Here is a 24,448-nt window from a genome sequence, read left to right on the forward strand (position 1 = left end):
CAGTTTTCGCAGGAAGACGGGCGGCACCTTTTCGAAAGAACATGGAAGGCCGGCGCCGCCCGGCCCTCGGAAGGAACACTCATGGCACCGTTCAAGATCGGATATTTCGTGGGAAGCCTGGCAACAGGCTCGATCAACCGGACCCTTTCCAAGGCGCTGATCAAGCTCGCGCCGGAGGACCTGGAGTTCACGGAGATCCCCATCGGGGACCTCCCGCTCTACAGCTACGACTACGACGCCGACTTTCCGCCCGCAGCCCGTGCCCTCAAGGAGGCCATCGAGGCGTCGGACGGCATCTTGTTCGTATCCCCTGAGTACAACCGGTCCATCCCCGGTGCACTCAAGAACGCCATCGACTGGGGCTCCCGGCCCTGGGGCAGCAACTCGTTTGCCCGCAAGCCCACCGGCATCATCGGCGCCTCCGTGGGCAGCATCGGTACTGCCGTCATGCAGTCCTCCTTCCGCAGCGTCCTCAGCTTCCTGGATGCGCCGCAGCTGAACGCCCCGGAGGCCTACATCCATTATGACGCCGCTGTTTTCGGCGAGGACGGCGACGTGAAGAAGGAGGATACCGCCAAGTTCCTGCGCCACTACATGGACGAGTACGCCGCGTTCGTTGCGCGCGTCCTGGCAGCCAACGCACCCGGGCACATCGGCGACCTGGAAACCGACGAGGCCAAGCTGACCCGCTAGAAGCAATATCGGAGCCGGGCATACGGAGGCCCGCCGTCCCAGTACGGCGGGCCTCCGAGTCCGTGTGCCCTGGGTGTCAGTCCAGCGGCAGGGTTACCGTCACTTTGGTGCCGTGACCCGGGCTGGAACTGATGTCCACGCAGCCACCGGCTTCCCGAACGGCCACCGACATAAGGCGCAGCCCATAGCCGTGGTGCCGCCCGCGCGTGGCGCGGCGGCTGTCAAAGCCGGTGCCGTCGTCGGCCACTACCAGGCGGATGCCGTGGTCCACCGCGGCAAGCCGGACGGTGAGGTGGGACGCCCCGGAGTACTTATATGCATTGCTGAGCGCCTCGCGGGCCGACTGGTAGAGGAGGGAGGCGCAGTCCGACGGGATCTCGATGCCCCAGTGCGGAGTATCCCAGCAGACCGCGGTCCCCCTCCGGCGGAGGGGCCCGGTCAGCCGGTCGATGCAGCCGGCCAGTCCCAAAGCGTGGAAATCGAGCGGATGCTGGTCCGTCAGCACGCCTCCCTCGGTGGTGACGTCGCCCTCAAAAGCTGTCTTGTTTCCCATGACTTCCTGCTCCCCACAAGCTGGTTTGGTCCGATGCCTCCAGCGTGGACCCGCAACTTCAGGGGTCCGCAAGGATTGGGTCAAGATCCCATCAATTCTCGGGTCACAGGGCCCTCCCCCGCCTACGCAGGACATCTAGACTCACGGCCATGGGAACCCCTCAGCCGGGATGGGCAACCGAAGTCCTGACCGTCGAGGAATGCTGGAAGCTCCTGGGCTCCTCCTACATCGGGCGGCTGGCGCTGATCAACGGGAGCACGCCGGAGATCTTCCCGGTGAACTTCGTTCCCGCCGAGAGGGCACTGTATCTGCGGACCGTGAGCCCTGGGAGCCGAGCCTCAAGGAGCACCTGATCCGCATCAATCCCACCGAGGTCACCGGGCGCCGGTTCGCCCTCCATTCGCGGACGCGCTGGTAGCCGCCTCTGGACTTCACCTCGGACTGGGAGTGACGGCGCTTGGGGCGGTACGACGCGGGACGCGGAAATGTGCCGAGTCCCGCCGTCGTCATGGCTAGAGCAGGCGCTGCCGGGTGAGCTCGCCCGTGACCAGGCGGGCGAGTTCACCAGCGCCGGCGCGATTGGGGTGCAGGGCGTCGCCGGTCATGAACAGTGACAGCGTTGCCTCCGGCCCAATCTCGGTGAAGTAGGCGGACGCCAGGACGTTCAGGTCCACCAGCGGCACGTTTTCCTCCTGCGCGAGGGCCACAGTGGAGTGCCGGTACCAGCGGTTCACGGAGGAATGGACGCCGTCCACGAAGTCAGTGGCCCGGCCCTGCGGCGTGACCAGGACTGGCGTGGCACCGGTGGCGGCCGCCTGCCGGACCATGTCCCGCATGATTTCCTTGAACTCCGCCTCCGTGGTGGTGTTCTTGGCAGCGGTATCGGTTAATGCCCATTTCGAGCAGGAACAGGTCTCCAGGTTTGATGTACTGCAGGATGGCTTCGAGCTGGCCGTCGTTGCGGAAGCCGCGCGCGATCTGCCCGCCGGTGGCCATGTTGCGGATATCGAATGCCTCGGGGTCCACATGCTGCGGGAGCATCTGGCCCCAGCCGCCCTGGACACTGGTCTCAAGCGGGTAGTAGCTGGCCACGGTGGAGTCTCCGCCTACCCAGATGGTGGGGTCCATCCCAGGATGCCTGGACACCTTCTCGATCTCCAGCGCGCCGAGCGTGAAGGCGGTGCCCACCTTGCCTTCGGTGACCAGGAGATTGAGCTGGCCGTCCAGCACCGGGATTTCGAAGGACGCCGTGGCACCGTTTCCGGTCAGGTTCATCTCTTGGAAGACTCCTTCCGCGGCGATGCTGGCCCGGGACGTATCACCGAGAGTGACGGTGACCTTGTACAGGCCTTCCTTCAAATCCACATTGAAGGTGTTGGTGCTCTTGGTTCCGAATTGGAGGAAGCGCACCGCGTCGCTTCCGGCCCCGGTTCCCTTGGCCGGAACGTTGGCCATGTGTTGAGGGGTGTTGAAGCCATACCGCTTGTCCGGGCTGTAGGCATCGGCGGCGCTGACCCCGGTGTAGCCGTGCTCCACGGGACCGTTGCCGAAATCGAAGCGGTAGTTGCTTGGTTCGGCGTTTGCGGCGGGCACGGCGACAGTCAGCCCAGCGCCGCTGAGCAGGACTGTCGCAGCAATTCCGACGGCGGCAGCACGTTTGGTATTCCTCTTCGGAGAGGCAGGGGAAGGGGCAGCGATGGCCAAAGGTCATCTCCTTTGATGGGTAGGCGGCTCCGTTTGTATCGATTCAGTGCTGGGTGTTACAGCATTTGTAACAGCGCTCTACGTTCATAGTCAAGAGATTTTGTTCGCTTTCCTGCGCGGTTCTGTGCTCTCCTGATCTCCCGCTTGCGCACCTCGGGGAGGATGCGACTCCAAGCCCGGCTAATTGTGATATCTCAACGGCTGATTTCCCGCACCTCAATTCGTGCGTTTTTCTTGACTGAAGCTTGCACCTTAATTTCCGCTTTTGTGCCGATCCTTTGCGGTCTCCTTGGAAGACTCTAAATCCATTCCAGAAGTGTCTCGTGGGGGAAATGTGAAGAAAATGTGGCGCGCATCGCACAGGCCGCTCGTGGGCGGCCTAGGGCCCCATGTGGACGGTTCGGAATTGTGATTACTGTCATAATTCCTGCGCATAATGAAGCGGGCGGAATTGCAGATACCTTGGCCTCCCTGAAGGACCAGACGCGCAGTCCGGACAGGGTCATTGTGGTGGCGGACAACTGCACTGACGGCACTGTGGAAATAGCTGCAGCTTCCGGCGCGGAGGTAGTCCGGACCGTGGGGAACACGGATAAAAAAGCGGGAGCCCTGAACTTCGTCCTGGCAGGACTCCTGCCCCACGCGGCTCCCGAGGACCTGATATTGATCCAGGACGCCGATTCCCAGTTGTCCCGGGACTTTATTGAGCGCTCTGTGGCCCACCTGCAGGCTGATTCACGGCTTGGTGCTGTGGGCGGTGTTTTCACCGGAGCGGGAGGCGGCGGATTTGTGGGGCATCTCCAGCGGAATGAATATGCACGCTATGCCAGGGACGTGCGGCGCCTCCACGGCAGGTGCCTGGTGGTAACTGGAACTGCTGCGCTGTTCCGCGCCCGCACGCTCCGTGACGTGGTGGCGGCAAGGCTGGATGGCACTTTACCGCCGGGGAATGGTCGAGGCGGTGTTTACGATACGTCGGTCCTCACAGAGGACAACGAGTTGTCCTTTGCCCTGTTGACCCTCAAGTACCGCATCCGTTCGCCCGCGGACTGCACCCTGGTGACGGAGGTGATGCCCACCTGGCGTGAGCTGTGGGCGCAGCGGCTGCGCTGGAAGCGCGGGGCGGTGGAGAACTGTGTCCAGTACGGCTGGACCAGGGCGACACGGCCCTACTGGGGCAGGCAGTTCCTGTCGTTGGTGGGTGTGGCGGTCACCCTCGCCTACGTCGGCACGGTGGCGTTGGCACTGGCCACGGGGGAGGGGCTGCACATACAGCCGTTCTGGCTCGCCGTGACCGGTGTCTTCGTGATCGAGCGTGTGGTGACAGTGCGGATGCGGGGATGGAGATACATGCTCGCAGCAGCCACCATGTACGAGCTTGTGATTGACCTGTTCCTGCAGGTAGTCCACGCGAAGGCCTATGCAGATGCAGCCTTTAGCAAAAAGAAAGCCTGGTAACTCCATGTACAACAACCCAGCAGTACCTGCCGCCGCGGGGGCCGGTTCCGGAACACTTGCCATGACGGGGGCGGGTGACCTCTTCTGGCTTGCGCTCGCCGCCTTTGCCCTTCTGGCCCTGGGGCTTGCCATCAAGCGGATTGTCCCCGTAAGGGGAACCAAGTCCTAGCAGGCGCCGGATGGCTCAACCTGCGGCCAACCATATTCAAACGAAGAATGCAGCGGTCCACGTGCACGCTGCATTCTTCGTGGCCAGGCTCGGTCCTGGCAAGCGTCATGTCACCACGTTGTCCACATTCGAGCATCCGGCAATGTCGCAAACCTTGTAGGCGACGGTGCTCCCGCCCTTGATGCTGTTGATGAAGCTTCCAGTGTTCGGGATGGTTTTCCGGGTGCCGTTGATCCACAACGTCACGCTGTTCCCCGTTGCTCCGGTCCACTTCAAGGTGGTGGAGCTGACAGACTTGGTCTTGGTGGTGGAGGCGCTCAGCGTGATTGCGGAAACCGGCTGGGCCGGCGCGGCTGCTGCGGCAGGCAGAAAGGAAAAGTCGCGGACCACTACGCTTTCCGGCTTGACGTGGGCCGGATCACCTCCGCCCCCGCCGGTCACCCAGAGGTTGAAGTGGATCTGTTCCCTGGCCGGAATTGGTACCGTTGGCCCTTCCAGGACCGTCTTCTTGAGGAGGCTCCCAGTGAAGCCTTCCCCCTCAAAGGTTTCGAACTTAAGCCGGCCGGGTTCCCATACCATTCGGTGGGTGTTGATGGGGCTGGATGTTACGCCAAAGACCGTGGTGTTGTTGCCCTCCCCTGGGGGCCTGCTGGCATCAAACCAGTACCCGTGGCCCTGGGTCACAGGCCAGGACTCTCCGTAGGCAGCCCCGCCGCCCCAGGCAGAGGCCTCGCACAGGTCGATCTCGTTGTACCCGGGCGCCGCCAGGGGATCATAAGTGAAGAGGCATCCCCACACCACTTCCTTTTGAAGGGTCGTCAGGTCCTTCTCCACCACGGTGCTGTAGGTGCCATAGCCAAATCCTTGCCTGGTGGACTGGAACTCCGCGCCAACGGGGGCATCACCGCTCGGGTTTGTGAGGCTGAGCGTAACGTGTCCGTTCGCGTCCGGGTTGCTGACATTGGCGGCGGCAAACAGTTTGTTGTACTGCGGCGCCCCACCCCAGAAGCGTTTCTCCCAGTTGAAGCCCTTCCAGGAGAAGTTGCCGGCCGGCCCGGGATTGGGATCAAGCGGAGCGGTATCCGCGGCCTGGGCTGGCGTAAAGCTTGCCATCATGGCCAGGGCTCCGGCCGCAAGCATGGCCAATGATTTGCCCCGTCTTGCGGGATGGTGGACAGAAAAGCGAAAACAAGCCATGCAAACGCCCCTTATCAGTTGCTCCCAGCGAGCAATTTGCGCCCCATTGAGCACAGCTTGATCTTCAGTCACCGCTTTGGAAAAAGGCAATAGCTTGAGGCCCCAATTTTTCCCGCAAAAACAACCTCAAGCAAAACGCAAACACTCAATGAAATCTCAAGAGATGCGCATTGGCGGTTGAGGAATGGGCGTATATCCAATTCTTTGGGTAATCTCATGAGGGCTTTCCGCGAATTAGGACCAGGGGCATCCTTTTGGCTTCCGTCTCCGAACACTTAGTGCATTGCGCCAGCAACTTTGCAGCGCGTGGGCGGAAGCGGATAAGGGTTGAGGGGGCACGGATGGTGGAGCGCGGCGTCGCCGTAGTGGTTGAGGACGATGACGACGTCCGGGGCATCCTGACCGAGGTGCTGCTGCAATCCGGTTTTGCCGTCCACTCCACATCGTCCGGCTCTGCGGGTGTCGAAGCCGTTTGGGAACACAAGCCGGACATTGTCACTATGGATGTTGGCCTTCCTGATTTTGACGGGCTGGAGGCCTCCCGGCGGATCCGGACCTTTAGCGATGCCTACCTCATCATCGTCACCAGCCGTACCGACGAAGCCGATGCGCTGATGGGATTCGAGGCGGGGGCCGACGACTACCTCACCAAGCCCTTCCGGCCGCGGGAGCTTAGGGCGCGGATCGGTGCCATGCTCCGCCGCCCCCGGACACTGCCTGCTCCGGCTGCCGGCTCACCCGGTCACGGGCAGTGGCACCGGCGGGATTCAACGGACGACGGCGGCGGGGCAGCCCCGCATGATCGGCGGGTAGGGGGAGTGCCGCCGGAGCAGCAGGAAGTACCGGGTTGCTGCGATTTCGCCCACCGCGGGCTCACTGTGCACGAGGATTCACGGCAGGCAGCCATTGAGGGGGTCCCCGTGGACCTAACGCGCACGCAGTTCGACATCCTGCTGGTCCTGATGGAGAACGGGCGGACAGTCCAGACCAAGGCCGACCTGGTCCGGAGGCTCCGGAACGAGCCCTACAGCACAAACTCCTTCGTCAGTGCGGGCGAGGAGCGTGCAGTGGAGGTGCATGTGGGCAACCTTAGGAAGCGGCTGGGGGACAGTTCACGGCATCCTCGCTGGGTGGAGACGGTCCGCGGTGTCGGCTACCGCATGACGCAGTAATTCCCCAAAGCGTTGCCGGTCGCCTGCCTTGGCGTAGTCTCGTTCAGGCGCCGGAGGTTAGAGCCCCGGCCAGGAGGAGGCGAAAGTGCCCTGGGAAACCATTGCCGGAATAGTGGCAGGCATCCTGCTGGCATACGCCGTTTTGTTGTTCCTCCTGGGGGTGTACGCCCGCCGCCATCCCGAAACGGTCTCCATGAAGGATGCCCTGAGACTGCTGCCGGACCTGTTGCGGCTCATCCGCAGGCTCGCGGCGGACCGCACTGTCGCCGTCGGCGTCCGCGTCCGGCTGGTGCTGTTGCTGGCCTACCTCCTGTCGCCCATCGACCTGGTCCCGGACTTCATCCCCGTGATCGGATACGCGGACGGCGCCGTGATCGTGGCCCTGGTCCTGCGCTCGGTCATCAAGCGGGCCGGCGAAGCAGCGGTCCGGAGGCACTGGCCTGGCAGCCCCGCCGGGCTGGACGTCATCCTGCGGGCGGCGAGGCCCGTCGGGCGGACGCAGTAAATTTTGTTGTCCCTACCGGCGCCTTTCCGGCCGCGGGCTGTTAGCGTGGAGGCCCGGCCAATGAAGGAGGAGCGATGACAATCAACTCACCCGATTCCCTGCCCGACGACGAAACGCAGGACGGCGTGGAAGGCGCCGCGGGCAATGCGGCACCTGACAAGAACGACGGCGGGATCCCACAGGGCGGCGACGGCATCGGCATAAGCGTGGACGCCGAACCCAACACCTTCGAGCCCGAGGAGGACCCGGACTCCACAGAGGAACCGGGCAGCTAACCGCCCGGTGGGCGGCGCCGCTCAAGGTTTCCTCAAGATTCCCCAAACCGGCCTGTTTTGGAAATTTCCAATACCTACCGGCCGGTAAATTCTTCTTGTTTCCACGTTATTTCCCCAACTAGGAAGCACAGGAAGCCCCCGCGCTGGAGCCTGACTCGCGCGGGGGCTTCACCCCAATTAAGCGATGTCGCTGTGTTCGGATCTGCATCAGTGCCGTCGGCTCGGATGCCCGGCACCACTCCGCTCCTGCGAATCGGTGGCAGGGATTTGCAACGCTTCCGAAAACGCGAAAAATCCTAGCGTGTAGATCTGTTGTAGATTGTTGACAATTGGTAAGCTTGGGAACGTTAGCAGCTCACCCCGTCCTTCCAACCGGACCCAGCCCCAAGGAAACACGATGAAGAAACGGCGCATCGACACTCCTGCTTTCGAGCTGGATGAAACGTCCCGCACGGGCCATCATTGCCCCAAAACCGGGTGGTGGTCAGCCGCCGGTGATCCGGCAGCGGCACGCTTCATTACCAAGGGGGAGCTCATGCCAGCTTCATGCGGGGAGCCCGTGCTGTGGATGCTGGGGAAAGCTGCCGGGAGCCGGAGCCTTCGGCCTGCAGCTGTTTTCGCTTCCAGCCAGTAGGCGGAACTGAAGGTCCTTACTGCTCCTTGCGCAGCCCGGCCTCGGCCACGAGTTCAGTCAGCCACGGCCGGTGGCCCCGATGGAACACCATCCCCTTCGGAAGTCCCCGTACGGTGGGTACCGAGTTGGCGATATCAATGGTGACCCGCTCTCCGGCCATGGGTGCATTGCTGATGTGCAAATCACCGTAGGACGGCGGCAAGTGGGGATCCATCCAGAACCCCCCGCGGGCAACGTTGGCGTCGTATCTCATCAGGCTCGTCACCAGCTGGATGGGTGACGTCGCGGCCCAGGCCTGGGGCGAGCAGGCGGTCGGGTAAGGTACGGGCTCGCCGTACTGCTCCCTGCTGAATCCGCAGAACAACTCAGGCAGACGGCCTTCCGAGTACTCGGCGGCTTCAAACAAGGCGGTGGAAATGCGCTGCGCCTCCTCGACGAATCCATAGCGCATCAGGCCTGCCGCGATCACGGCGTTATCGTGCGGCCACACCGAGCCATTGTGGTAGCTGGCAGGGTTGTACGCGCCCATGTCCGTGGCCAGGGTGCGGACGCCCCAGCCGCTGAACATTTCAGGGGACATCAGCCGTTCCGCAACCAAAGGAGCCTTGTCTTCATCCACCAGGCCAACCCACAGGCAATGTCCCATGTTGGAAGCGCACGCGTCCACCTGCCGCTTCTTGCCGTCCAGCGCGATGGCGTAGTATCCCCGGTCCGGCATCCAGAACTCTTCATTGAACCGCGCCTTCAGCTCCGCAGCGCGCTCCGCGAGCTCAGCCGCCAGGGCTGTCTCTCCGGTGTCGTAGGCGATCCAGGAACGGGCCATATAGGCGTCATAGACGTACGCCTGGACCTCGCAGAGAGCGATCGGTGGCTCTGCGAGTGTTCCATCAGCAAAGTTGATGCCGTCCCAGGAATCCTTCCAGCCCTGGTTGATAAGTCCCTGGTCATTGAGGCGCTGGTACTCCACAAAGCCGTCGCCGTCCCTGTCGCCGTAGTCCCGTATCCAGTCCAGGGCGCGGTCGGCGTGCGGAAGCAGCGCTGCGATGGTGTCCTCGGCGAAACCCCAGCGGCTTACCGACCCCAGGAGCACCACGAACAAGGGCGTTGCGTCGATGCTGCCGTAGTAGATGGATTTGCCTCCCAGTGCCAGGGAACTGGAGACGTCGAGCCGCACCTCGTGCAGGATCTTCCCGGGTTCCTCCTCGCTGATGGGGTCCACCACGGCACCTTGCCGGTCAGCAAGCGTCTGCAGGGTGCCCAGCGCCAGGGACGGGTCAACAGGCATGGCCATCTCTGAGGCCCACAGGGAATCCCGGCCAAACAGCGTCATGAACCAGGGTGCTCCGGCCGCCACCACAATGCGCTCCGGGTGGGTTGGATCTTCAATGCGGAGGGCGCCAAGATCGTCATAGCTGCGGCGGAGCGTCCTTTCGACGGACCGGTTACCCATATGCAGTTTGGGGATCTTGGCCACCCATTCCTGCCGGCGGCGGTCACTGCGCGACAGTTCGCCTTCGGCCGGGCGGACAATGGGGGCCGTGGCGGCCCCGGAGCCGGGCGCCACTGTCAGGACCGTGTTCCACTCGCCGCGCGGCGGGATGGTGGTGACACACTTCAGCTCCTCACCCTCCGCGTTCCAGGGGGTAGCGGAACTTACGACGACGGACTTCCGGACTTCATGCCAGCGGCCGCTGATGCTCAGGGTCTTTCCGTCGAACTCACGGGTCTCTGCCCACTCCCGCGGGGTTCGGGCTTCCTTGACTTCAAAGACATCCGCGAAATCAGAGCTGACGGTGAGTGAGACCGCGCATTCCACGGGCGTTGTAGAGTGGTTATGGACGGTGATGTGTTCCACGATGCCGATCCCCAGTTCCCGCCTGCGTTCCACGATGAGCGGGCTGTCCGCGTAGCCGTCCGATCTGGCGACCCTGCAGGCGAAGATTCCCCTGTATGGTTCCTTCGTCTGGGCCGCCAGGGATTCGAGGGGCTGCCCGTTGACGGCCAGGTTCAACCTGGACAGGATGCGGGTGTCCTGGAAGAAGAGCCCGTGCGGATGTTCCGGGTAGATGTCTCCGTTCGGCAGGGAGATGCAGAAGGACGTGCCTTCCACCAGTGTGACCGTGCCGGCGCCAAGTGGTCCCGCCGCCGTGTCCGCGTTCCATCCAGCCATTGCCCGGCCTCCTCGGGGAACTGCCTGACGGGCAACCGCTCCGGGTTTGGGGGCTGGTTGGCCGTCCTCTACGTGGTATGCCTGAGGCTACTCTTGCCGCCCGTTGCAGGCCAGAGCCGCGTGCCAGCGTCGGACTTAATGCCCATGGAGAGGTCGTAGTCGTCGTCGATGTGGAAGAGCCGCCGGTCCCCGATGCGGTCCACCACCCAGATTGTCCGGCCGTCGGCGGTACGTTCGTCCACCCTCCCGCTGTAATGGTCAAAGCCCTGCCGGCCCAGTGTCACCAGGTCGCCCGGCTCCAAGGATGACCACATGGTTTCCCGGAGCCTGCGGGCAGCTCGGGTTTCGAAGGCGGGAATGGCCCGGTTGTCTTTCATGTGTGAGTGCTCCTTGCTGACCGGCAGCTGGCGCCAGTGGCAGCAGGCGGTCATGGAAATAAGTGTGGTTGAGTAAGGGCCCAGTTCCGTTGGAACTGGGCCCTTATTTATGCAGTGGTTCAGCGGGTCCTTGCTTCTAGGCGCTGATCCCGGCTGCTTCAGGATCAGACGTAAGGTCCTCCACCGCCTTCTGCATGTGGCGTTCGATGGCATGCTGGAGTCCGTTGCGATCGCCTGTTTCCAGGTGGTCAAGGATCTTCTGGTGTTCCTGTACCAGGACGTCGATGCGCGGGTAAGCCACTTCCAGCCCGAGGATACACATGCGGGATTCGGCCGCGAGTGTCTCATAAATCCGGATCAGGCGGGTGTTGCCGGTGCCTGACACGAACGTGGTGTGGAACTGCATGTCCAGCCGTGCCAGCGACTGCCAGTCTGAAGCCTTGACCTGCTTGGCCATGTTTTTGATGATGCCCTTGAGTTCCCTGCAGGTGGCAGCAACCTGCTCGGGGTCCGAGTTGAGGAGGGTGTTGGCGGCAGCGAGCTCCACAGCCTCGCGGACGGCGTAGATTTCCTTCACGTCATCCGCCGTCAGCTCCAGGACGAAAACCCCGCGGTTGCGCTTGCTGACCAGGATGCCTTCCTGGCAGAGCCGCTGCAGCGCTTCCCGCAGCGGCCCGCGCGAGGTATTGAGCTGGCTGGCCAGCGCAGATTCGTTGACCTGCTGCCCGGGCCTGAAAGCCCCCTGGACGATCAGCTCCCGCAACTGGTCGGCGATCAGTTGCGCCGTGGGGCGACCTTCCAGTACGAATGTTGCCTCCGGTGCCGCCATTGACATCCCCTCATTTCATTCTTGGGCAGATTGTTCTTGTTAGAACGCTATTGCTGTGTACTTGTACTCCAGGAATTCGTCGATTCCCACTTTTCCGCCCTCGCGTCCCAGGCCCGATTGCTTGACGCCCCCGAAGGGTGCGGCAGGGTTGGAGACAATGCCGGTATTGATCCCGACCATTCCAACCTCCAGTTCCGCCGAGAAGCGCATGGCTTTTTCCATGCTCTCGGTAAACACGTAGCCCACCAGTCCCCATTCCGTGTCGTTGGCCAGGCGGAGGACCTCGTCTTCGCTGTCAAAGGACGATATGGCTGCCACCGGACCAAAAATCTCCGTGCTCATCAGTTCGGCGTCCCTGGGAACATCCATCAGGACGGTGGGAGTGAAGAAGTACCCCGGACCTTCCGGGCGGGTTCCTCCGGTCAGCAGTCGCGCACCCTTGGCCGTCGCATCAGCGACGAGGCTCTCGACCTTGTCGAGCCCCTTTTGCTCGATCAGCGGCCCGACGTCGGTACCCGCCACAGCGCCGTTGCCCACCTGCAATTCTGACATCTTCTTGGAGAACTTCTCGCCAAACTCCTCCACCACGGACCTGTGGACGAAGAAGCGGTTGGCTGCGGTGCATGCTTCGCCCATGTTGCGCATCTTGGCTTTCATGGCACCGTCAACGGCCTTTTCGATGTCGGCATCGGCCAGGACGATGAAAGGTGCGTTGCCGCCCAGTTCCATGGATGACCGCATGACGTTGTCGGCCGCCTGCCGGAGGAGGACCTTGCCCACCTCGGTGGAACCGGTGAAGCTGATCTTGCGGGCGATGCCGCTGTCTGTCCACGTGCGTACCACGCTGGAAGCCGAAGCCGTGGTGACGACGTTGAGTACGCCGTCGGGAAGCCCTGCCTCTTTGAAGATGGCCACCAGTGCCAGCGACGTGAGCGGTGTGAGCTCTGCCGGCTTGAACACCATGGTGCAGCCGGCGGCGACGGCAGGGGCGATCTTGCGGGCACCCATGGCAAGGGGGAAGTTCCAGGGAGTAACCAGCACCGAGGGTCCCACAGGTTCCTTGGTGATCTGGATGCGCGTGGTTCCGTCCACGGATACCGTGCTGTCGCCGCCGATGCGCACGGCTTCTTCGGAGAACCAGCGGAGCATCTCAGCGCCATAGGCAACTTCACCCTTGGCTTCGGCCAGGGGCTTACCCATCTCGGCAGTCATGATCGCCGCGAGATGGTCGGTATTGGCGGTGACCAGTTCATAGGCGCGGCGAAGGATGTCGGCCCGCTGGCGCGGGGTGGACTTGCCCCAGGCCGCCTGGGCCCGGCCGGCGGCTTCGATGGCCCGCACGGCGTCCTCGGGCCCGCCGTCGGCTACGTGGGCGATGACTTCGTTGGTTGCAGGGTTCTCCACGGCGAACGTGGCGCCGTCGGCGGCCTGTTGCCACGTTCCGTCAATAAAGAGCCCGGTGTGGAGGCTGTTGGGATCAAAGGAGGAGTTCATGGTGATCTTTCAGTGATCAAGGGGGATTAGGAGGTGGCAGTTTTGAGGGCCTGGGTGAACCTGGTCAGGCCGGCCTGGATTTCGTCGCTGGTGACGTTGAGCGCCGGGATGATGCGGACGACGTTGCCGTGCGGGCCGCAGGTAAGGAGGAGCAGTTCTTCCTTGATGGCGGCCTGTTGGACGGCCAGCGCCGTGGCGGCGTCGGGGGTGTTGTCCGCGGCGGTGAATTCGACGCCCTGCATCAGGCCCCGTCCGCGGACGTTGCCGATGCCGGCGAACTCGGTCTGCAGCTTGTCGAGTCCGGCGCGCAGTTCGTCGCCTCGCTGCAGGGCGTTTTCCACCAGGTTTTCCCGGCGGATGACACCGAGGGTGGCGACGCCGGCTGCAGCGGCGACGGCGTTTCCGCCGTAGGTTCCGCCCTGGGAGCCGGGCCAGGCCTTGCCCATCAGTTCAGCTGAGGCGGCGATCGCTGAGATGGGGAAGCCACTGGCCAGGCCCTTGGCCGTGACGACGATGTCAGGGGTGATGCCTGCCCAGTCGTGTCCCCAGAATTTGCCGGTGCGTCCGACGCCGGCCTGGACCTCATCGAGGATGAGCACGATGCCGTGGCGGTCGGCGCGTTCGCGCAGGCCCTGCAGGAAGGCAGGGGGAGTGGGAATGTAGCCGCCGTCACCCAGGACAGGTTCGATGATGAAGCCGGCCGTGTCCGCGGGCGTGCTGATGCTCAGGAGGATGTGGTCCAGTTCCTTGAGGGCGAAGGTGACCGCGGTTTCCTCGTCCCAGCCGTACCGGTACCAGTGCGGGAAGGGCGCGACGTGAACGCCGCTCATGAGGGGGGAGAAACCGGACCGGAACTTGGTTCCGGCGGTGGTCAGGGACGCTGCCGCGACCGTCCGTCCGTGGAATCCGCCCTGGAAGGAGATGATGTTCGGCCGGCCGGTTGCCATGCGGGCCAGCCTGACGGATGCCTCCACCGCTTCAGATCCCGACGTGGCATAAAAGACGCTGTCCAGCCCCTGGGGCAGGACGTCGCCCAGCAGCTCCGTGAGTTCCAGCAGGGGCTGATGCATCACGGTGGTGTATTGCGCGTGCACAATCTTGCCCACCTGCTCGCGGGCGGCGGCCACAACATCAGGGTGGCAGTGGCCTGTGCTGGTGACCCCAATACCGGTGGTGAAGTCGAGATACTTCTTGCCGTCGGTGGCGTGGATCCAGCTGCCGGACGCGTGGTCGACGATGACAGGAGTCGCCTGCTTCAGGATGGGGCTGAGGGTTGCCATGAATTGGTACTTTCTTGATAAGTGTAGATTGTCAACAATAAACGCTTGCGGGTAGGGTCGCAACTTTTTGTCTGCTGCGACTATGGGGCGAATCGTTCCGGCCGGACGAAGTCAAGGCCATCGAAAGTGCGTTTTCCGAGTGCTTCGTGCGCGGCGATCTCGCCGAATCCGGTGGCGTTCTTGAAGCCCGCGCCGGAGAATCCGGTGGCGCAGTAGATCCTGCTGCGCTCAACCAGCCTGCCCAGCAGGGGGTTCCCGTCTGTGGTGTAGAGGTCGGGGAAGGCGTCGGAGCGGACGATGTTGGGGAACAGGCCGGGGAAGAATTCCGTGACTGTTTCAGTGGTCTCGGTGATTTCCGCCGGGGTCAGTTCCCTGGGTACTGAGTCGGCCTGGGCTGTGGGCGAGCTGCGGCCGTCCAGGGTGGCTTTGACGGTGACTCCATCCACGGCGGGTGCGCCGTACATGGAGCGGTTTCCGGAGATGCGGATGAAAATGGGGAACTTCTCGGGCGAAAATTGGGCCGCGTCCCGGGCGACGAACCAGGTCAGGTAGTTCCGTCGGGTTTCCGTTGCCGTTTTCAGGTAGTCCGGCATGAGGCGTCGGGACCAGCCCCCGGAGGCAATGATGACGTTCTCGTAGGTCCAGGTCTTTTCACCTGAGGTGATGATGACGCCGTCGGTGGTTTCGGCGACGCTGTCGATGGGGGTGTTGGTATGGATCGTTGCGCCGTTGGTTTGGGCGGCTTCGATGGCGGCTGTGACCGCGCGGTCGGTTCGCAGGGCGCCGGCATAGGGGTCGTAGACGGCGATGTCGTCCGGGCGGAGGTTGTGCTGGGGGTAGCGCTCGGCCATCTCCTCGCGGCCGAGGATGACGTGCTCGGCCCCGTTGGTCCGGGTGGTTTCGAGCAGGGCGGTGAGGTAGGGGCCGTCTTTGGTTCCGATGGACAGTCCGCCGCAACGGGTGAGGATGTCCTGGCCGGATTCGGCTTCGAGTTCAGCCCAGAGGGCGCGCGACCGTTCAAGAATGGGGTAGTAGCCGGGGTTGCCGCGGTAGAGCATGCGGAAGAGGCGGGTGTCCCCGCCCACGGCGCTGCGGCCGTGGGCGGGGGCGTGTGCTTCGAATCCGACGACGGCGTCGGTGAGGCGGGAGGCCTGCCAGAGGGCCATGGATCCGATGCTGCCAAGGCCGATGACGGCGAGTTTTCCGTCCATGGGTTACAGGACCTTTTCGAGGAAGGATCGGGTGCGGGGTTCCTGCGGGTTGGAGAGGACTTCGCGGGCGTCGCCGCGTTCAATGATGTAGCCGTCGTCCATGAAGATCAGGGAGTCAGCCACTTCGCGGGCGAAGCCCATTTCGTGGGTGACGACCACCATGGTCATGCCCTTTTTGGCGAGGTCCTTCATGACGGCGAGGACTTCGCCGACCTTTTCCGGGTCCAGGGCGGAGGTGGGTTCGTCGAAGAGCATGATCTCGGGGTCCATTGCCAGGGACCGGGCGATCGCGACGCGTTGTTGCTGGCCGCCCGAAAGCTGGGCTGGGTTGTAGTCCCCGAAGCCGGCCAGGCCGACGCTGGCGAGCAGTTCGTGGGCCCGTTTGGCTGACTGCTTCTTGTCGGCGTGCTTGACCAGGACGGGACCGGACATGACGTTCTCGTGCGCGGTCATGTTCGGGAAGAGGTTGAACTGCTGGAAGACCATGCCCACCCTGGTGCGCTGCTCGGCGAGCTTCTTGGGCGGCAGGGCGTGGTAGGCGGTAGCCGTTTCGTAGTAGCCGAAGTCTTCGCCGTTGACTTTCAGGACTCCGGAGTCGACGGTTTCCAGGCCGTTGATGCAGCGCAGGATGGTGGATTTGCCGGAGCCGCTGGGCCCGATGATGCAGCAGATTTCACCGCTGGCGATCTCGAGGTTGATGTCTTTGAGGACGGTTTTGGGTCCGAAGGACTTTCGGATTTTCTGGGCAACGATCGTGCCGTCGTAGCTCATCGGGCCGCACCTTCCGGATCAGTGAGCACGACCGGCTTGGCTTTGCGGGGAAGCCGGGAGGTCGCGCGGGAGTATTTCTGTTCGAGCTTGGATTGGGGGTAGCTCAGCAGCAGGGTCATCACCAGGTACCAGAGGCTGGCGACGATCAGCAGCGGGATGGTTTCGTAGGTGCGGGCGTAGATGAGCTGGGCGCTCTGGAGCAGTTCAGCGACGCCCAGGACGCTGACCAGGGAGGTTCCCTTGAACATACCGATGACCTGGTTGCCGGTGGCCGGGATGATCGATGGCATGGCCTGGGGGATGATGACCTTGCGCATCCTGGTGCCGGCGCTCATGCCCAGGGAGTCTGCGGCTTCGATCTGGCCTTTACCGACAGAGGAGAAACCGCCGCGGATGATTTCGGCCATGTAGGCGGCCTCGTTCAGGGTCAGGCCGACCAGGGCTGCGGTAATGGGGCCCATGATCGCGTTCGTGTCCACGGCGGTACCGATGTCGGTGAACGGGATACCGATTCTCAGGTCCGGGTACAGGGCGGAGATGTTGAACCAGAAGATCAGCTGCACCAGCACCGGGGTGCCGCGGAACAACGTGATGTAGAGCCCGGCGGCGATGGAAACCGGCTTTACGTGCGAGGAGCGCATGATCGCCAGGGCCAGCCCGAGCAGGGTGCCCAGGGCCATGGACGCGACCGTGAGGAAGATGGTGAGCATCAGCCCGCGCAGGATCGACTCGGCAAAGAAGTACTTCGCGACGACGTGCCACTTGAAGTTGGGGTTGGTCAGGACGGAGGAGAGGATCCCGATGCCCACGAGGATACTGAAGATCCACCCGGCATACTCGGCGCGGGTCCGAAGCCGAAGCCGTGGCTTCAGGGCCGGATCAATGCTGTCCATCGTTGCTTCACTTCCTTTTGTGATAGCTGTAGCCATTGGGGGGCGCCCCGCTAGTTCAGCTTGGCGTCGGTAATGGCGCCGGACTCCAGGCCCCAGGTCTCCAGGGACTCCTTGTACTCCGGGGTCTCGAGGACTGACTGGATTGCTGCCTGCATGGCCGGGGTCAGCTCCGAGCCCTTCTTCAGGCCGATGGCGGCCAGGTCGCTGGATCCCACGTTGACCCGCCCAAGGAGGGTGAAGGAGTCCGGCTGCTGCTTCTGTGCCCATCCCAGGGAGGTGGTGTCATACAGGACGCCGTCGATCCGCTTGGAGTGCAGCTGGGTCAGGGCCTCCTGGACGTTGGGCAGGGTCACGGCGTTGATCTCCGGCTGTCCCTTGGAGGTGCAGGTCTGCTCGCTCAGGGCCGGGAGGCGCTTGAGCTGGCCCGTGGAGCCCTGAGTCACGGCGATGTTCTTCCCGCACAGGGTCTCCATCGTGAGGTTCAACGGGTTCCCGGCTGCCACGGCCACCGAGTTGCCGGCCTTGAAGTAATCGATCATGTCCAGGACCTTGAGACGTTCCTCGGTCTTCGACATCGTGGTGGCGGTGAAGTCAAAGCGGCCGCCATCCAGGCCCGGGACGATCGTGTCGAACTTCGTGTCCACGAACTTCAGCTTCAGGTCAAGCTTCTTCGCAACGAGCCGGGCTACGTCCGGGTTCAGGCCGATCGGGGTCTGGTTGTCCTCGGCGAGGAAAGTGGTGGGCGGGTAATGCAGGTCCATGGCAACTGTAAGCTCACCCTTGTCCTTGTAGGACTGCGGCAGCAGTGCCACGGCGGCTGCATCAGGCTGAACGCCTTCTGAGATATCCCTGGTGTTGTTGGTCAGCGACTTCGTCTCTTCCGTTGTGGAACTGACTCCGGCTGCACCACCACAGGCGCTCAGGGCCAGTACAGCGGCGAGCCCTACGGCTGCGGTCTGCAGTTTGTTAATGGTCTTCATGGATGTCTTCCTTCTAGGATTTGAGCCGGGGGACTGCGGTGTCGCCACGGTGATTTGGAATTGAATTGGCGCCTTGTGCAAGGGAGCAAAGGGAATGCGGGGAGCGGCGTCTTCAGTATCGGTTCAGGCCGTGTTTGTGATCCGTGTCTCTTCGGCCTCTACTGCAATGCAACCCCCTCGCAAGTAGATTGTCAACAATTCACAGCAACAATTTTTCTCGCCGGGTGAGTATCGGCGGCGAGTCCGCGAGCGTGAAAAGTTGTTGACAATTTACAATTTGGCCGCCTACAGTCGACGTATCGGGCAGGAGATCTTCCGGCTTGCGCCAGTCCTTTCCCGGTCGCATGTCCGTCACAAAACTTCCCGCCTCAAGGGATGCCCGCTCCAACCTCCTGATCAAGAACGGAACAGAACATGGCAGAGACCAACTTCCGGCCGAAATACATCTCGTTTGATGTCTACGGCACACTCATCAACTTCGACATCGACCCCACCACCCGTCGCCTGCTCGATGGCCGCATCTCCGAAGAGCAGTGGCCCACCTTCAAGAAGCAGTTCCGCGGGTACCGGTTCGACGAAGTCCTCGGCGACTACAAGCCCTACGAAGCGATCCTCCAGGACTCCTTTGACCGGGTGTGCAAGCGGTGGGGCATTGGGCCGACTCCCGGTGCGGGCGCAGAGTTCGCTGAGGCAGTACGCGGCTGGGTTGCGCACGATGACGTGCCGGCTCCGCTGAAGCTGATGGGCGATAACTACAAGCTGGTGGCACTGTCCAACGCCGATGACAGCTTCCTGGACATCAGCATTCCCAGGCTCGGCGCTGATTTCCACGCCGTGTTGACAGCTGAGCAGGCGCAGGCATACAAGCCGCGCTACCAGGCCTTTGAATACATGCTGGACACCCTGAACGCCAGGCCGGAGGACTTCCTGCACGTCTCCTCGCACACCCGCTACGACATGCACCCGATGCACGACATGGGCTTCCGGAACCTCTGGATGCTAGACCGTGGCTATGACCCCATTGGCCCGGGCTACGACCTCAACACTGCCAAGTCCCTGGACGAGATCAACAAGCACCTCGGCCTCTAAGCCGACGACGCGACGAAAGGTCACCCCGTGAAACTCATTCCTTACTGGCTGGACACTGCCGAAGCATCCGGAGACTACCGGCGCACACCGGTACCGGAAAACGTTGATGTGGCCATCATTGGAGCCGGCTTCACCGGCCTCTCCGCGGCCCTGGAATTCGCCAAGCAGGGCGCGAGCGTTGCCGTCTTTGAACGCCACACCGTGGGGTGGGGCGCGTCCGGCCGTAATGGGGGAATGGCGACTACCGGGTTGGCCATCGGTTTCAGCACCGCAGTCAAGCGCTACGGGGGAGCCCGCGCCGTCGAGATGTTCAACGAGTACAACGACGCGATCGACAGCATCGAGAAGCTCGTGCAGGACAATGCGATCGACTGCGACTACAAGCGGTTCGGTAAGCTCTCGCTGGCGTTCCACAAGTCCCACTACGACGGGTTTCTGAAGTCCCAGGAGCTGCTGGCAAAGCTCGCCGACCACCATGTCACGGTCATCCCCAAGTCCGAGATCCACAGTGAAATCGGCACCGATTTTTACCAGGGTGCGATGCTGGATCCGATGGGCGCAGGCCTGCACGTGGGTAAGTTCGTCCACGGGCTGGCAGGGGTTGCCGTTGCAGCTGGCGCGGACATCTGTGAGAACGCCGGCGTCACCGAGCTGAAGAGGATCTCCGGGACCGTCCACGACGTGCACACCACCCGGGGGATCACCCGGGCCAAGCAGGTCCTGGTGGCCACCAGCGGATACACCGGCAACGTCACCCCGTGGATGCAGCGCCGAGTGATCCCGGTGGGCAGTTTCGTCATCTGCACCGAGCCGCTGCCCGAAGACGTGGTCAACCGGATCCTGCCGAACCGGCGCCAAGCCTCGGACAGCAAGATGCTCACGTACTACTTCCGGATCACCCCGGACAACCGGCTCCTCTTCGGCGGACGGGCACGCTTTGCCCTCTCCAGCCCGGACTCGGACGTCAAGAGCGCGGAGATCTTGCGAAAGGCCATGCTCGAACTGTTCCCCTACCTCTCCAACGCCAAGGTGGACTACATCTGGGGCGGCCTGGTGGACCTGTCCATGGACCAGATGGTCCACGCCGGCGTCCACGACGGGCTGTTCTACTCGCTGTGCTACAGCGGCCATGGGGTTCAGATGGCCGCGCACATGGGCAAGCGGATGGCCCACTACATGGCGGGCGACAAGTCGGCCAACGTCTGGGAGGACCTGAAGAACCCGCCCGTGCCCGGCCACTTCGGTCCGCCCTGGTTCCTGCCCTTCATCGGGGCTGCAGCCAAGGTCATCGACCGGGTCAAATAGACCAACTTCACCAGTCAGCAAACATAAGGGTCCCCATGTCATCAACACCGGTCGCTGAAGCGCGCCCAAAAAACACCGAGGAAACTGCCTTCAAACGCGCACAGTTCGCCAGCCTTCCGGGTGGTGCCTTCTTCGAGGGAAAGTGGCAAAGCGCCGAAATGACGCTGGAGGTGCGGGATCCCGAGGACGGTGTGCTGCTGGGGCGGGTGTGCAGCTCCACGTCGCAGGACGTGGAGCGCGCCATCGGCCACATTGACCGCCATCTCCAGGTGGCGGACTGGCCGTTGCGGGCCCGGCGGGAGGCTCTGGAGAAGGCGGTGCTGCTCCTTGGGGAGCAGGCGGAGCGGTTCGCAAACATCATTGCGGCGGAGAGCAGCAAGACCATCACCGAGGCCGAGCGCGAGGTGCGCCGCGCCGCCGAAACCTTGCGGCTTTCCGCCGCCGCCTCCGTGGAACTGGCAGGGGAGACCCTGGGCTTTGAGGACAGCACGGCCGGTGCGGGCAAGATCGGCTGGTACAGCCGGAAGCCGGTGGGCATCGTTGCGGCAATCACGCCCTTCAATGACCCGCTGAACCTGGTGGCACACAAGCTGGGCCCGGCGCTCATCGGAGGCAACGGCGTCGTCCTCAAACCCTCACATCGGACACCACTGACAGGCCTGGCGCTGGTGAAGCTGCTGCTGGAGGCGGGAGTCCCGTCCGGCCGGATCGCCGCAATCGTGTCCGGTCCTGGCGTCTCCGAGGCGCTGGTGACTGATCCCCGCGTGGACCTGATTTCATTCACGGGCGGTCCGGTGACGGCGGAGCGGATCGCCGCGGCAGCGGGCGGGAAGAAGATCCTTTCCGAGCTGGGCGGAAACAACGCCACGATTGTGTGCGCGGACGCGGACGCCCAGGCTGCGGCTGAGGCGATTGTGGCCGGTGCCTTCGGGGTGGCGGGCCAGAACTGCCTGTCGGTGCAGCGGGTGTACGTGCACACGTCGCTGTTCGATACCGTGCTGGAGCTCGTCACCGCGCGCACCAGGGAACTGAAGACCGGTCCCAAGCTGGACCGCGGCACTGACGTGGGACCCCTGATTTCGGAGGCTGAGGCCCGGCGGGTTGAGGAATGGGTGGAGGAAGCCAAGACGTCCGGCGCCGCTGTTCATGCAGGCGGGCAGCGGCGCGGGGCCTACTACGAACCGACAGTGCTGGCCGACGTGCCTTCCGCCTGCCGGGTGATTCGGGACGAAGTCTTTGGCCCGGTGGTATCCATCCTGCCGTTCATTGAAGTGCAGGATGCGGTTTTCGCGGCGAACGCCACCGAGTACGGGCTGCAGGCCGGCGTCTTCACCCGGTCCATCGATCTTGCGCTGCAGATAGCCGAAAAACTGCACGTGGGTTCGGTGGTCATCAATGAAACGAGTGACGTGCGGATCGATTCCATGCCGTTCGGCGGCTTCAAGAAATCCGGTGTGGGCCGGGAGGGCGTCCGGCACGCTGTGCGGGAAATGACCGAGCCCAAGAACACCATCGTCAACCTTGCCGGGGCGCCCCTGCAGCGGCAGCACCCGGTGGCCACCCCCGAACGGAGCGTTTCTTCATGACAGCACACAGCATTGCGGCGATCGCCGGCGACGGCATCGGCAAGGAAGTTGTACCGGCCGCGATTGAGTGCCTGGAACGGATCGCGGAGCTGCATTCCCTGGACCTGAAGTTCACGTACTTCGACTGGGGGTCCGACTACTACCTCCGGCACGGCCGGATGATGCCGGTGGACGGACTGGAACAGCTGGCCCGGCACGACGCGATTTTCCTGGGCGCCGTGGGTTCCCCCGAGGTTCCGGACACGGAGTCGCTGTGGGGCCTGCTGATTCCCATCCGCCGGGAGTTCCAGCAGTACATCAACCTCCGCCCGGTCAAAACGCTCGACGGCGTGCGGTCGCCGCTTGCGTCGAAGGAATCGATCGACATCCTCATCGTCCGGGAAAACAACGAGGGCGAGTATTCCGAGGTGGGCGGCCGCGTCTACCGGGGGCAGCCGCATGAGACCGCTGTGCAGGAAACGATTTTCACTCGCCAGGGTGTGTCACGGGCAGCCCATTTCGCGGCCACGCTCGCCTCGTCCCGCCGCGGCCTGCTGACCTCGGCAACCAAGAGCAACGGCATCATCCACACCATGCCGTTCTGGGATGAAGTGGTGGAAGAAACGGCCCGGCTGTACCCGGACGTGACCCTGGTCAGCGAGCTGGTGGATGCGCTGGCCGCCCACCTGGTGCTGAAGCCCTGGACGCTGGATGTCATCGTTGCCTCAAACCTGCTGGGCGACATCCTCTCCGACTTGGGAAGTTCGGTTACCGGGTCCATCGGCCTGGCCCCGAGCGCCAACCTGAATCCGGATGGCGACTTCCCGTCCCTCTTCGAGCCGGTCCACGGCTCGGCGCCGGACATCGCGGGCAAGGGGCTGGCCAACCCGGTAGGCCAGATCTGGTCCGGTGCGATGATGCTCCAGCATCTGGGCCATCCGGAGGCTGCCGAGCACCTGCAGCTCGCCTTCGAGTCGGTGCTCCGGGAGGGCCTTGGTACCCGGGATGTGGGAGGACCGTCTTCCACCGCCGAGTTCACGGCCGCGGTCCTGGCTGCCATCGACGTCTACCATGCGCTGGACGCGATCGATGCGCGGGTACCCGGCGGGCCGGCGGCAGCACCGGCGTCGTCCTCATGACCGTAGCGGGCGGGGGCGCAAAGCCCGTTGTCGCAGTTCTGTACCGTGAGGCCCTGCCGCCGCGGCTTGCTGAGATCGAGGCGCTGGCCGAGGTCCGCCTGGCCAAGGCCGACACACTGGCCGGGGCGATGGACGGCGCCGATGTGCTGTACCAGTGGCATTCGTTCTCCCCGGCGCTGCGTGAGAACTGGGGTGCCGCGTCAACGCTGCGGTGGGTCCATGTGTCCGCCGCGGGGGTGAGCCAGCTGATGTTCGACGAGCTGGTGCGCAGCAAGATCCAGTACACGAACTCGCGCGGCGTGCTGAGCCGGGCAATCGCCGAGTTTGCGCTCGGCTTTGTGCTGGACCTGGCCAAGGATTCGCAGGGCTCCTTCAGACGGCAGCGGGAGCAGCGGTGGGAGCACCGGACCAGCCGGAAGATCCAGGGGCAGCGGGCCCTGGTGGTGGGTACGGGCTCCATCGGGCGCGAGATCGCCTCGCTGTTCCGCGCCGTCGGCATGCAGGTCAGCGGTGCGGGCCGCAGCAGCCGGCCCGGCGACGCCGATTTTGACGTCATCCATTCGTCCCGCGAGCTGGCCCGGATTGTCCAGGGTTTCGACTACGTCGTCCTTGCCGCACCGCTGACCCAGCAGACCAGGGGGCTGGTGGGCGCGGAGGTTCTGGCGGCAATGAAGCCCACTGCCTGCCTGATCAACGTGGGGCGGGGCGAAATCGTCCAGACCGGTGCGCTGGTCGATGCTCTGGCCGCCGGATCAATTGCCGGGGTCGCATTGGATGTTGTCCATCCTGAACCACTGCCCGAGGGACACCCGCTCTGGGACATGGAGAACGTGATCATCACGCCGCACATGAGCGGGGACACCGAGGACTACCTGGATGATCTCGGCGCACTCTTCGTGGAGAACCTCAGGCGGTACTGCGACGGCGAACCTCTCCAAAACGTGGTGGACAAGACCCTCGGATTCGTCGCAACCTCCTGACCGTA

General features: G+C 63.5%; 26 protein-coding genes. 13 read left to right on the forward strand and 13 right to left on the reverse strand.

The genetic code is table 11. The features are described from left to right. The first annotated feature begins 81 nt into the window (after nucleotides 1-81). Entirely contained in the window at nucleotides 82-693 is a 612-nt protein-coding gene (locus tag AC5RUO_RS01100; protein WP_494009626.1) for an NADPH-dependent FMN reductase, read from the forward strand. A gap of 76 nt (nucleotides 694-769) precedes the next feature. Here AC5RUO_RS01100 and AC5RUO_RS01105 read toward each other — a convergent pair whose 3' ends face one another. Then, on the reverse strand, nucleotides 770-1,246 hold the full coding sequence (locus AC5RUO_RS01105) for a sensor histidine kinase (protein ID WP_494009625.1): 477 nt from the start codon (nucleotides 1,244-1,246) through the stop codon (nucleotides 770-772). Between the two features lie 149 nt (nucleotides 1,247-1,395). Between AC5RUO_RS01105 and AC5RUO_RS01110 the strand changes: the two genes are divergently transcribed. Next, nucleotides 1,396-1,599, forward strand: coding sequence for a pyridoxamine 5'-phosphate oxidase family protein (locus AC5RUO_RS01110; protein ID WP_494009624.1), 204 nt, complete (start codon nucleotides 1,396-1,398; stop codon nucleotides 1,597-1,599). A 159-nt stretch (nucleotides 1,600-1,758) separates the two neighbouring features. On the opposite strand, the gene AC5RUO_RS01115 is transcribed toward AC5RUO_RS01110, so the two are convergent. Both AC5RUO_RS01115 and AC5RUO_RS01120 read right to left on the reverse strand, forming a co-directional pair. After that, complete coding sequence (locus AC5RUO_RS01115; RefSeq protein WP_494102551.1) at nucleotides 1,759-2,073, reverse strand: SGNH/GDSL hydrolase family protein; 315 nt, start codon at nucleotides 2,071-2,073, stop codon at nucleotides 1,759-1,761. Continuing rightward, nucleotides 2,006-2,839 (reverse strand): SGNH/GDSL hydrolase family protein, encoded by an 834-nt coding sequence (locus AC5RUO_RS01120; protein WP_494102552.1) that lies wholly within the window; start codon nucleotides 2,837-2,839, stop codon nucleotides 2,006-2,008. The genes AC5RUO_RS01115 and AC5RUO_RS01120 overlap by 68 nt, the downstream gene beginning before the upstream one ends. A gap of 519 nt (nucleotides 2,840-3,358) precedes the next feature. On the opposite strand from AC5RUO_RS01120, the gene AC5RUO_RS01125 reads away from it, so the two are divergent. Both AC5RUO_RS01125 and AC5RUO_RS01130 read left to right on the forward strand, forming a co-directional pair. Next, nucleotides 3,359-4,408, forward strand: coding sequence for a glycosyltransferase family 2 protein (locus AC5RUO_RS01125; RefSeq protein WP_494102553.1), 1,050 nt, complete (start codon nucleotides 3,359-3,361; stop codon nucleotides 4,406-4,408). A gap of 4 nt (nucleotides 4,409-4,412) precedes the next feature. Continuing rightward, complete coding sequence (locus tag AC5RUO_RS01130; RefSeq protein ID WP_494102554.1) at nucleotides 4,413-4,577, forward strand: hypothetical protein; 165 nt, start codon at nucleotides 4,413-4,415, stop codon at nucleotides 4,575-4,577. 105 nt (nucleotides 4,578-4,682) lie between these two features. Here AC5RUO_RS01130 and AC5RUO_RS01135 read toward each other — a convergent pair whose 3' ends face one another. Then, nucleotides 4,683-5,717 (reverse strand): LamG domain-containing protein, encoded by a 1,035-nt coding sequence (locus AC5RUO_RS01135; RefSeq protein ID WP_494102555.1) that lies wholly within the window; start codon nucleotides 5,715-5,717, stop codon nucleotides 4,683-4,685. A 398-nt stretch (nucleotides 5,718-6,115) separates the two neighbouring features. Between AC5RUO_RS01135 and AC5RUO_RS01140 the strand changes: the two genes are divergently transcribed. From AC5RUO_RS01140 to AC5RUO_RS01155, 4 genes are all read left to right on the forward strand, one after another. After that, nucleotides 6,116-6,946, forward strand: a complete 831-nt coding sequence (locus AC5RUO_RS01140; RefSeq protein ID WP_494009618.1) for a response regulator transcription factor — start codon at nucleotides 6,116-6,118, stop codon at nucleotides 6,944-6,946. An 85-nt stretch (nucleotides 6,947-7,031) separates the two neighbouring features. After that, nucleotides 7,032-7,451 (forward strand): YkvA family protein, encoded by a 420-nt coding sequence (locus AC5RUO_RS01145; protein WP_494102556.1) that lies wholly within the window; start codon nucleotides 7,032-7,034, stop codon nucleotides 7,449-7,451. Between the two features lie 74 nt (nucleotides 7,452-7,525). Then, entirely contained in the window at nucleotides 7,526-7,726 is a 201-nt protein-coding gene (locus AC5RUO_RS01150) for a hypothetical protein (protein WP_494009616.1), read from the forward strand. 397 nt (nucleotides 7,727-8,123) lie between these two features. Further along, nucleotides 8,124-8,360 (forward strand): hypothetical protein, encoded by a 237-nt coding sequence (locus AC5RUO_RS01155; RefSeq protein ID WP_494102557.1) that lies wholly within the window; start codon nucleotides 8,124-8,126, stop codon nucleotides 8,358-8,360. 16 nt (nucleotides 8,361-8,376) lie between these two features. Here AC5RUO_RS01155 and AC5RUO_RS01160 read toward each other — a convergent pair whose 3' ends face one another. The 9 genes from AC5RUO_RS01160 to AC5RUO_RS01200 form a co-directional block, all read right to left on the reverse strand. Next, nucleotides 8,377-10,530 carry an amylo-alpha-1,6-glucosidase gene (locus AC5RUO_RS01160; RefSeq protein ID WP_494102558.1) on the reverse strand — a complete coding sequence of 718 codons (2,154 nt, stop codon included), beginning with the start codon at nucleotides 10,528-10,530 and terminating at the stop codon, nucleotides 8,377-8,379. A 68-nt stretch (nucleotides 10,531-10,598) separates the two neighbouring features. Then, on the reverse strand, nucleotides 10,599-10,907 hold the full coding sequence (locus tag AC5RUO_RS01165; RefSeq protein ID WP_494009614.1) for a hypothetical protein: 309 nt from the start codon (nucleotides 10,905-10,907) through the stop codon (nucleotides 10,599-10,601). Nucleotides 10,908-11,043: 136 nt separating this feature from the next. Further along, entirely contained in the window at nucleotides 11,044-11,736 is a 693-nt protein-coding gene (locus AC5RUO_RS01170) for a GntR family transcriptional regulator (RefSeq protein WP_494009613.1), read from the reverse strand. Nucleotides 11,737-11,775: 39 nt separating this feature from the next. Continuing rightward, a complete protein-coding gene (locus AC5RUO_RS01175; RefSeq protein ID WP_494009612.1) occupies nucleotides 11,776-13,230 on the reverse strand; it encodes an NAD-dependent succinate-semialdehyde dehydrogenase in 1,455 nt (484 codons plus the stop codon). 26 nt (nucleotides 13,231-13,256) lie between these two features. Beyond that, the gene (locus AC5RUO_RS01180) at nucleotides 13,257-14,510 is read right to left on the reverse strand and encodes an aspartate aminotransferase family protein (RefSeq protein ID WP_494102559.1); all 1,254 of its coding nucleotides are present in this window, start codon (nucleotides 14,508-14,510) and stop codon (nucleotides 13,257-13,259) included. An 80-nt stretch (nucleotides 14,511-14,590) separates the two neighbouring features. Further along, nucleotides 14,591-15,721: an FAD-dependent oxidoreductase gene (locus AC5RUO_RS01185; RefSeq protein ID WP_494102560.1), complete on the reverse strand. Its 1,131-nt coding sequence runs from the start codon at nucleotides 15,719-15,721 to the stop codon at nucleotides 14,591-14,593. A gap of 3 nt (nucleotides 15,722-15,724) precedes the next feature. Then, nucleotides 15,725-16,492: an amino acid ABC transporter ATP-binding protein gene (locus tag AC5RUO_RS01190; protein ID WP_494102561.1), complete on the reverse strand. Its 768-nt coding sequence runs from the start codon at nucleotides 16,490-16,492 to the stop codon at nucleotides 15,725-15,727. Next, nucleotides 16,489-17,385, reverse strand: coding sequence for an amino acid ABC transporter permease (locus AC5RUO_RS01195; RefSeq protein WP_494009608.1), 897 nt, complete (start codon nucleotides 17,383-17,385; stop codon nucleotides 16,489-16,491). The genes AC5RUO_RS01190 and AC5RUO_RS01195 overlap by 4 nt, the downstream gene beginning before the upstream one ends. Nucleotides 17,386-17,435: 50 nt before the next feature. Then, nucleotides 17,436-18,365, reverse strand: coding sequence for an ABC transporter substrate-binding protein (locus AC5RUO_RS01200; protein ID WP_494009607.1), 930 nt, complete (start codon nucleotides 18,363-18,365; stop codon nucleotides 17,436-17,438). 414 nt (nucleotides 18,366-18,779) lie between these two features. Here AC5RUO_RS01200 and AC5RUO_RS01205 point away from each other — a divergent pair, with 414 nt between their 5' ends. The 5 genes from AC5RUO_RS01205 to AC5RUO_RS01225 are packed head-to-tail and all read left to right on the forward strand — an operon-like array spanning nucleotide 18,780 to nucleotide 24,443. Continuing rightward, nucleotides 18,780-19,454, forward strand: a complete 675-nt coding sequence (locus AC5RUO_RS01205; RefSeq protein WP_494009606.1) for a haloacid dehalogenase type II — start codon at nucleotides 18,780-18,782, stop codon at nucleotides 19,452-19,454. 27 nt (nucleotides 19,455-19,481) lie between these two features. Continuing rightward, nucleotides 19,482-20,759 carry an NAD(P)/FAD-dependent oxidoreductase gene (locus AC5RUO_RS01210; protein ID WP_494102562.1) on the forward strand — a complete coding sequence of 426 codons (1,278 nt, stop codon included), beginning with the start codon at nucleotides 19,482-19,484 and terminating at the stop codon, nucleotides 20,757-20,759. A 35-nt stretch (nucleotides 20,760-20,794) separates the two neighbouring features. After that, on the forward strand, nucleotides 20,795-22,345 hold the full coding sequence (locus AC5RUO_RS01215; RefSeq protein ID WP_494102563.1) for an aldehyde dehydrogenase family protein: 1,551 nt from the start codon (nucleotides 20,795-20,797) through the stop codon (nucleotides 22,343-22,345). Next, entirely contained in the window at nucleotides 22,342-23,463 is a 1,122-nt protein-coding gene (locus AC5RUO_RS01220) for a tartrate dehydrogenase (RefSeq protein WP_494102564.1), read from the forward strand. Before AC5RUO_RS01215 ends, AC5RUO_RS01220 begins: the two co-directional genes overlap by 4 nt. After that, nucleotides 23,460-24,443 carry a D-2-hydroxyacid dehydrogenase gene (locus AC5RUO_RS01225; RefSeq protein ID WP_494102565.1) on the forward strand — a complete coding sequence of 328 codons (984 nt, stop codon included), beginning with the start codon at nucleotides 23,460-23,462 and terminating at the stop codon, nucleotides 24,441-24,443. Before AC5RUO_RS01220 ends, AC5RUO_RS01225 begins: the two co-directional genes overlap by 4 nt. Nucleotides 24,444-24,448 lie beyond the last annotated feature (5 nt).

This window comes from Arthrobacter sp. Y3221087, from assembly GCF_059089905.1.

Coding starts and splice junctions, on each gene's coding strand:
- AC5RUO_RS01100 (WP_494009626.1), top strand. CDS start 82: ATGGCACCGTTCAAGATCGGATATTTCGTGGGAAGCCTGGCAACAGGC.
- AC5RUO_RS01105 (WP_494009625.1), bottom strand. CDS start 1,246: ATGGGAAACAAGACAGCTTTTGAGGGCGACGTCACCACCGAGGGAGGC.
- AC5RUO_RS01110 (WP_494009624.1), top strand. CDS start 1,396: ATGGGAACCCCTCAGCCGGGATGGGCAACCGAAGTCCTGACCGTCGAG.
- AC5RUO_RS01115 (WP_494102551.1), bottom strand. CDS start 2,073: ATGGTCCGGCAGGCGGCCGCCACCGGTGCCACGCCAGTCCTGGTCACG.
- AC5RUO_RS01130 (WP_494102554.1), top strand. CDS start 4,413: ATGTACAACAACCCAGCAGTACCTGCCGCCGCGGGGGCCGGTTCCGGA.
- AC5RUO_RS01135 (WP_494102555.1), bottom strand. CDS start 5,717: ATGCTTGCGGCCGGAGCCCTGGCCATGATGGCAAGCTTTACGCCAGCC.
- AC5RUO_RS01140 (WP_494009618.1), top strand. CDS start 6,116: ATGGTGGAGCGCGGCGTCGCCGTAGTGGTTGAGGACGATGACGACGTC.
- AC5RUO_RS01150 (WP_494009616.1), top strand. CDS start 7,526: ATGACAATCAACTCACCCGATTCCCTGCCCGACGACGAAACGCAGGAC.
- AC5RUO_RS01155 (WP_494102557.1), top strand. CDS start 8,124: ATGAAGAAACGGCGCATCGACACTCCTGCTTTCGAGCTGGATGAAACG.
- AC5RUO_RS01160 (WP_494102558.1), bottom strand. CDS start 10,530: ATGGCTGGATGGAACGCGGACACGGCGGCGGGACCACTTGGCGCCGGC.
- AC5RUO_RS01165 (WP_494009614.1), bottom strand. CDS start 10,907: ATGAAAGACAACCGGGCCATTCCCGCCTTCGAAACCCGAGCTGCCCGC.
- AC5RUO_RS01170 (WP_494009613.1), bottom strand. CDS start 11,736: ATGGCGGCACCGGAGGCAACATTCGTACTGGAAGGTCGCCCCACGGCG.
- AC5RUO_RS01175 (WP_494009612.1), bottom strand. CDS start 13,230: ATGAACTCCTCCTTTGATCCCAACAGCCTCCACACCGGGCTCTTTATT.
- AC5RUO_RS01180 (WP_494102559.1), bottom strand. CDS start 14,510: ATGGCAACCCTCAGCCCCATCCTGAAGCAGGCGACTCCTGTCATCGTC.
- AC5RUO_RS01185 (WP_494102560.1), bottom strand. CDS start 15,721: ATGGACGGAAAACTCGCCGTCATCGGCCTTGGCAGCATCGGATCCATG.
- AC5RUO_RS01190 (WP_494102561.1), bottom strand. CDS start 16,492: ATGAGCTACGACGGCACGATCGTTGCCCAGAAAATCCGAAAGTCCTTC.
- AC5RUO_RS01195 (WP_494009608.1), bottom strand. CDS start 17,385: ATGGACAGCATTGATCCGGCCCTGAAGCCACGGCTTCGGCTTCGGACC.
- AC5RUO_RS01200 (WP_494009607.1), bottom strand. CDS start 18,365: ATGAAGACCATTAACAAACTGCAGACCGCAGCCGTAGGGCTCGCCGCT.
- AC5RUO_RS01205 (WP_494009606.1), top strand. CDS start 18,780: ATGGCAGAGACCAACTTCCGGCCGAAATACATCTCGTTTGATGTCTAC.
- AC5RUO_RS01215 (WP_494102563.1), top strand. CDS start 20,795: ATGTCATCAACACCGGTCGCTGAAGCGCGCCCAAAAAACACCGAGGAA.
- AC5RUO_RS01220 (WP_494102564.1), top strand. CDS start 22,342: ATGACAGCACACAGCATTGCGGCGATCGCCGGCGACGGCATCGGCAAG.
- AC5RUO_RS01225 (WP_494102565.1), top strand. CDS start 23,460: ATGACCGTAGCGGGCGGGGGCGCAAAGCCCGTTGTCGCAGTTCTGTAC.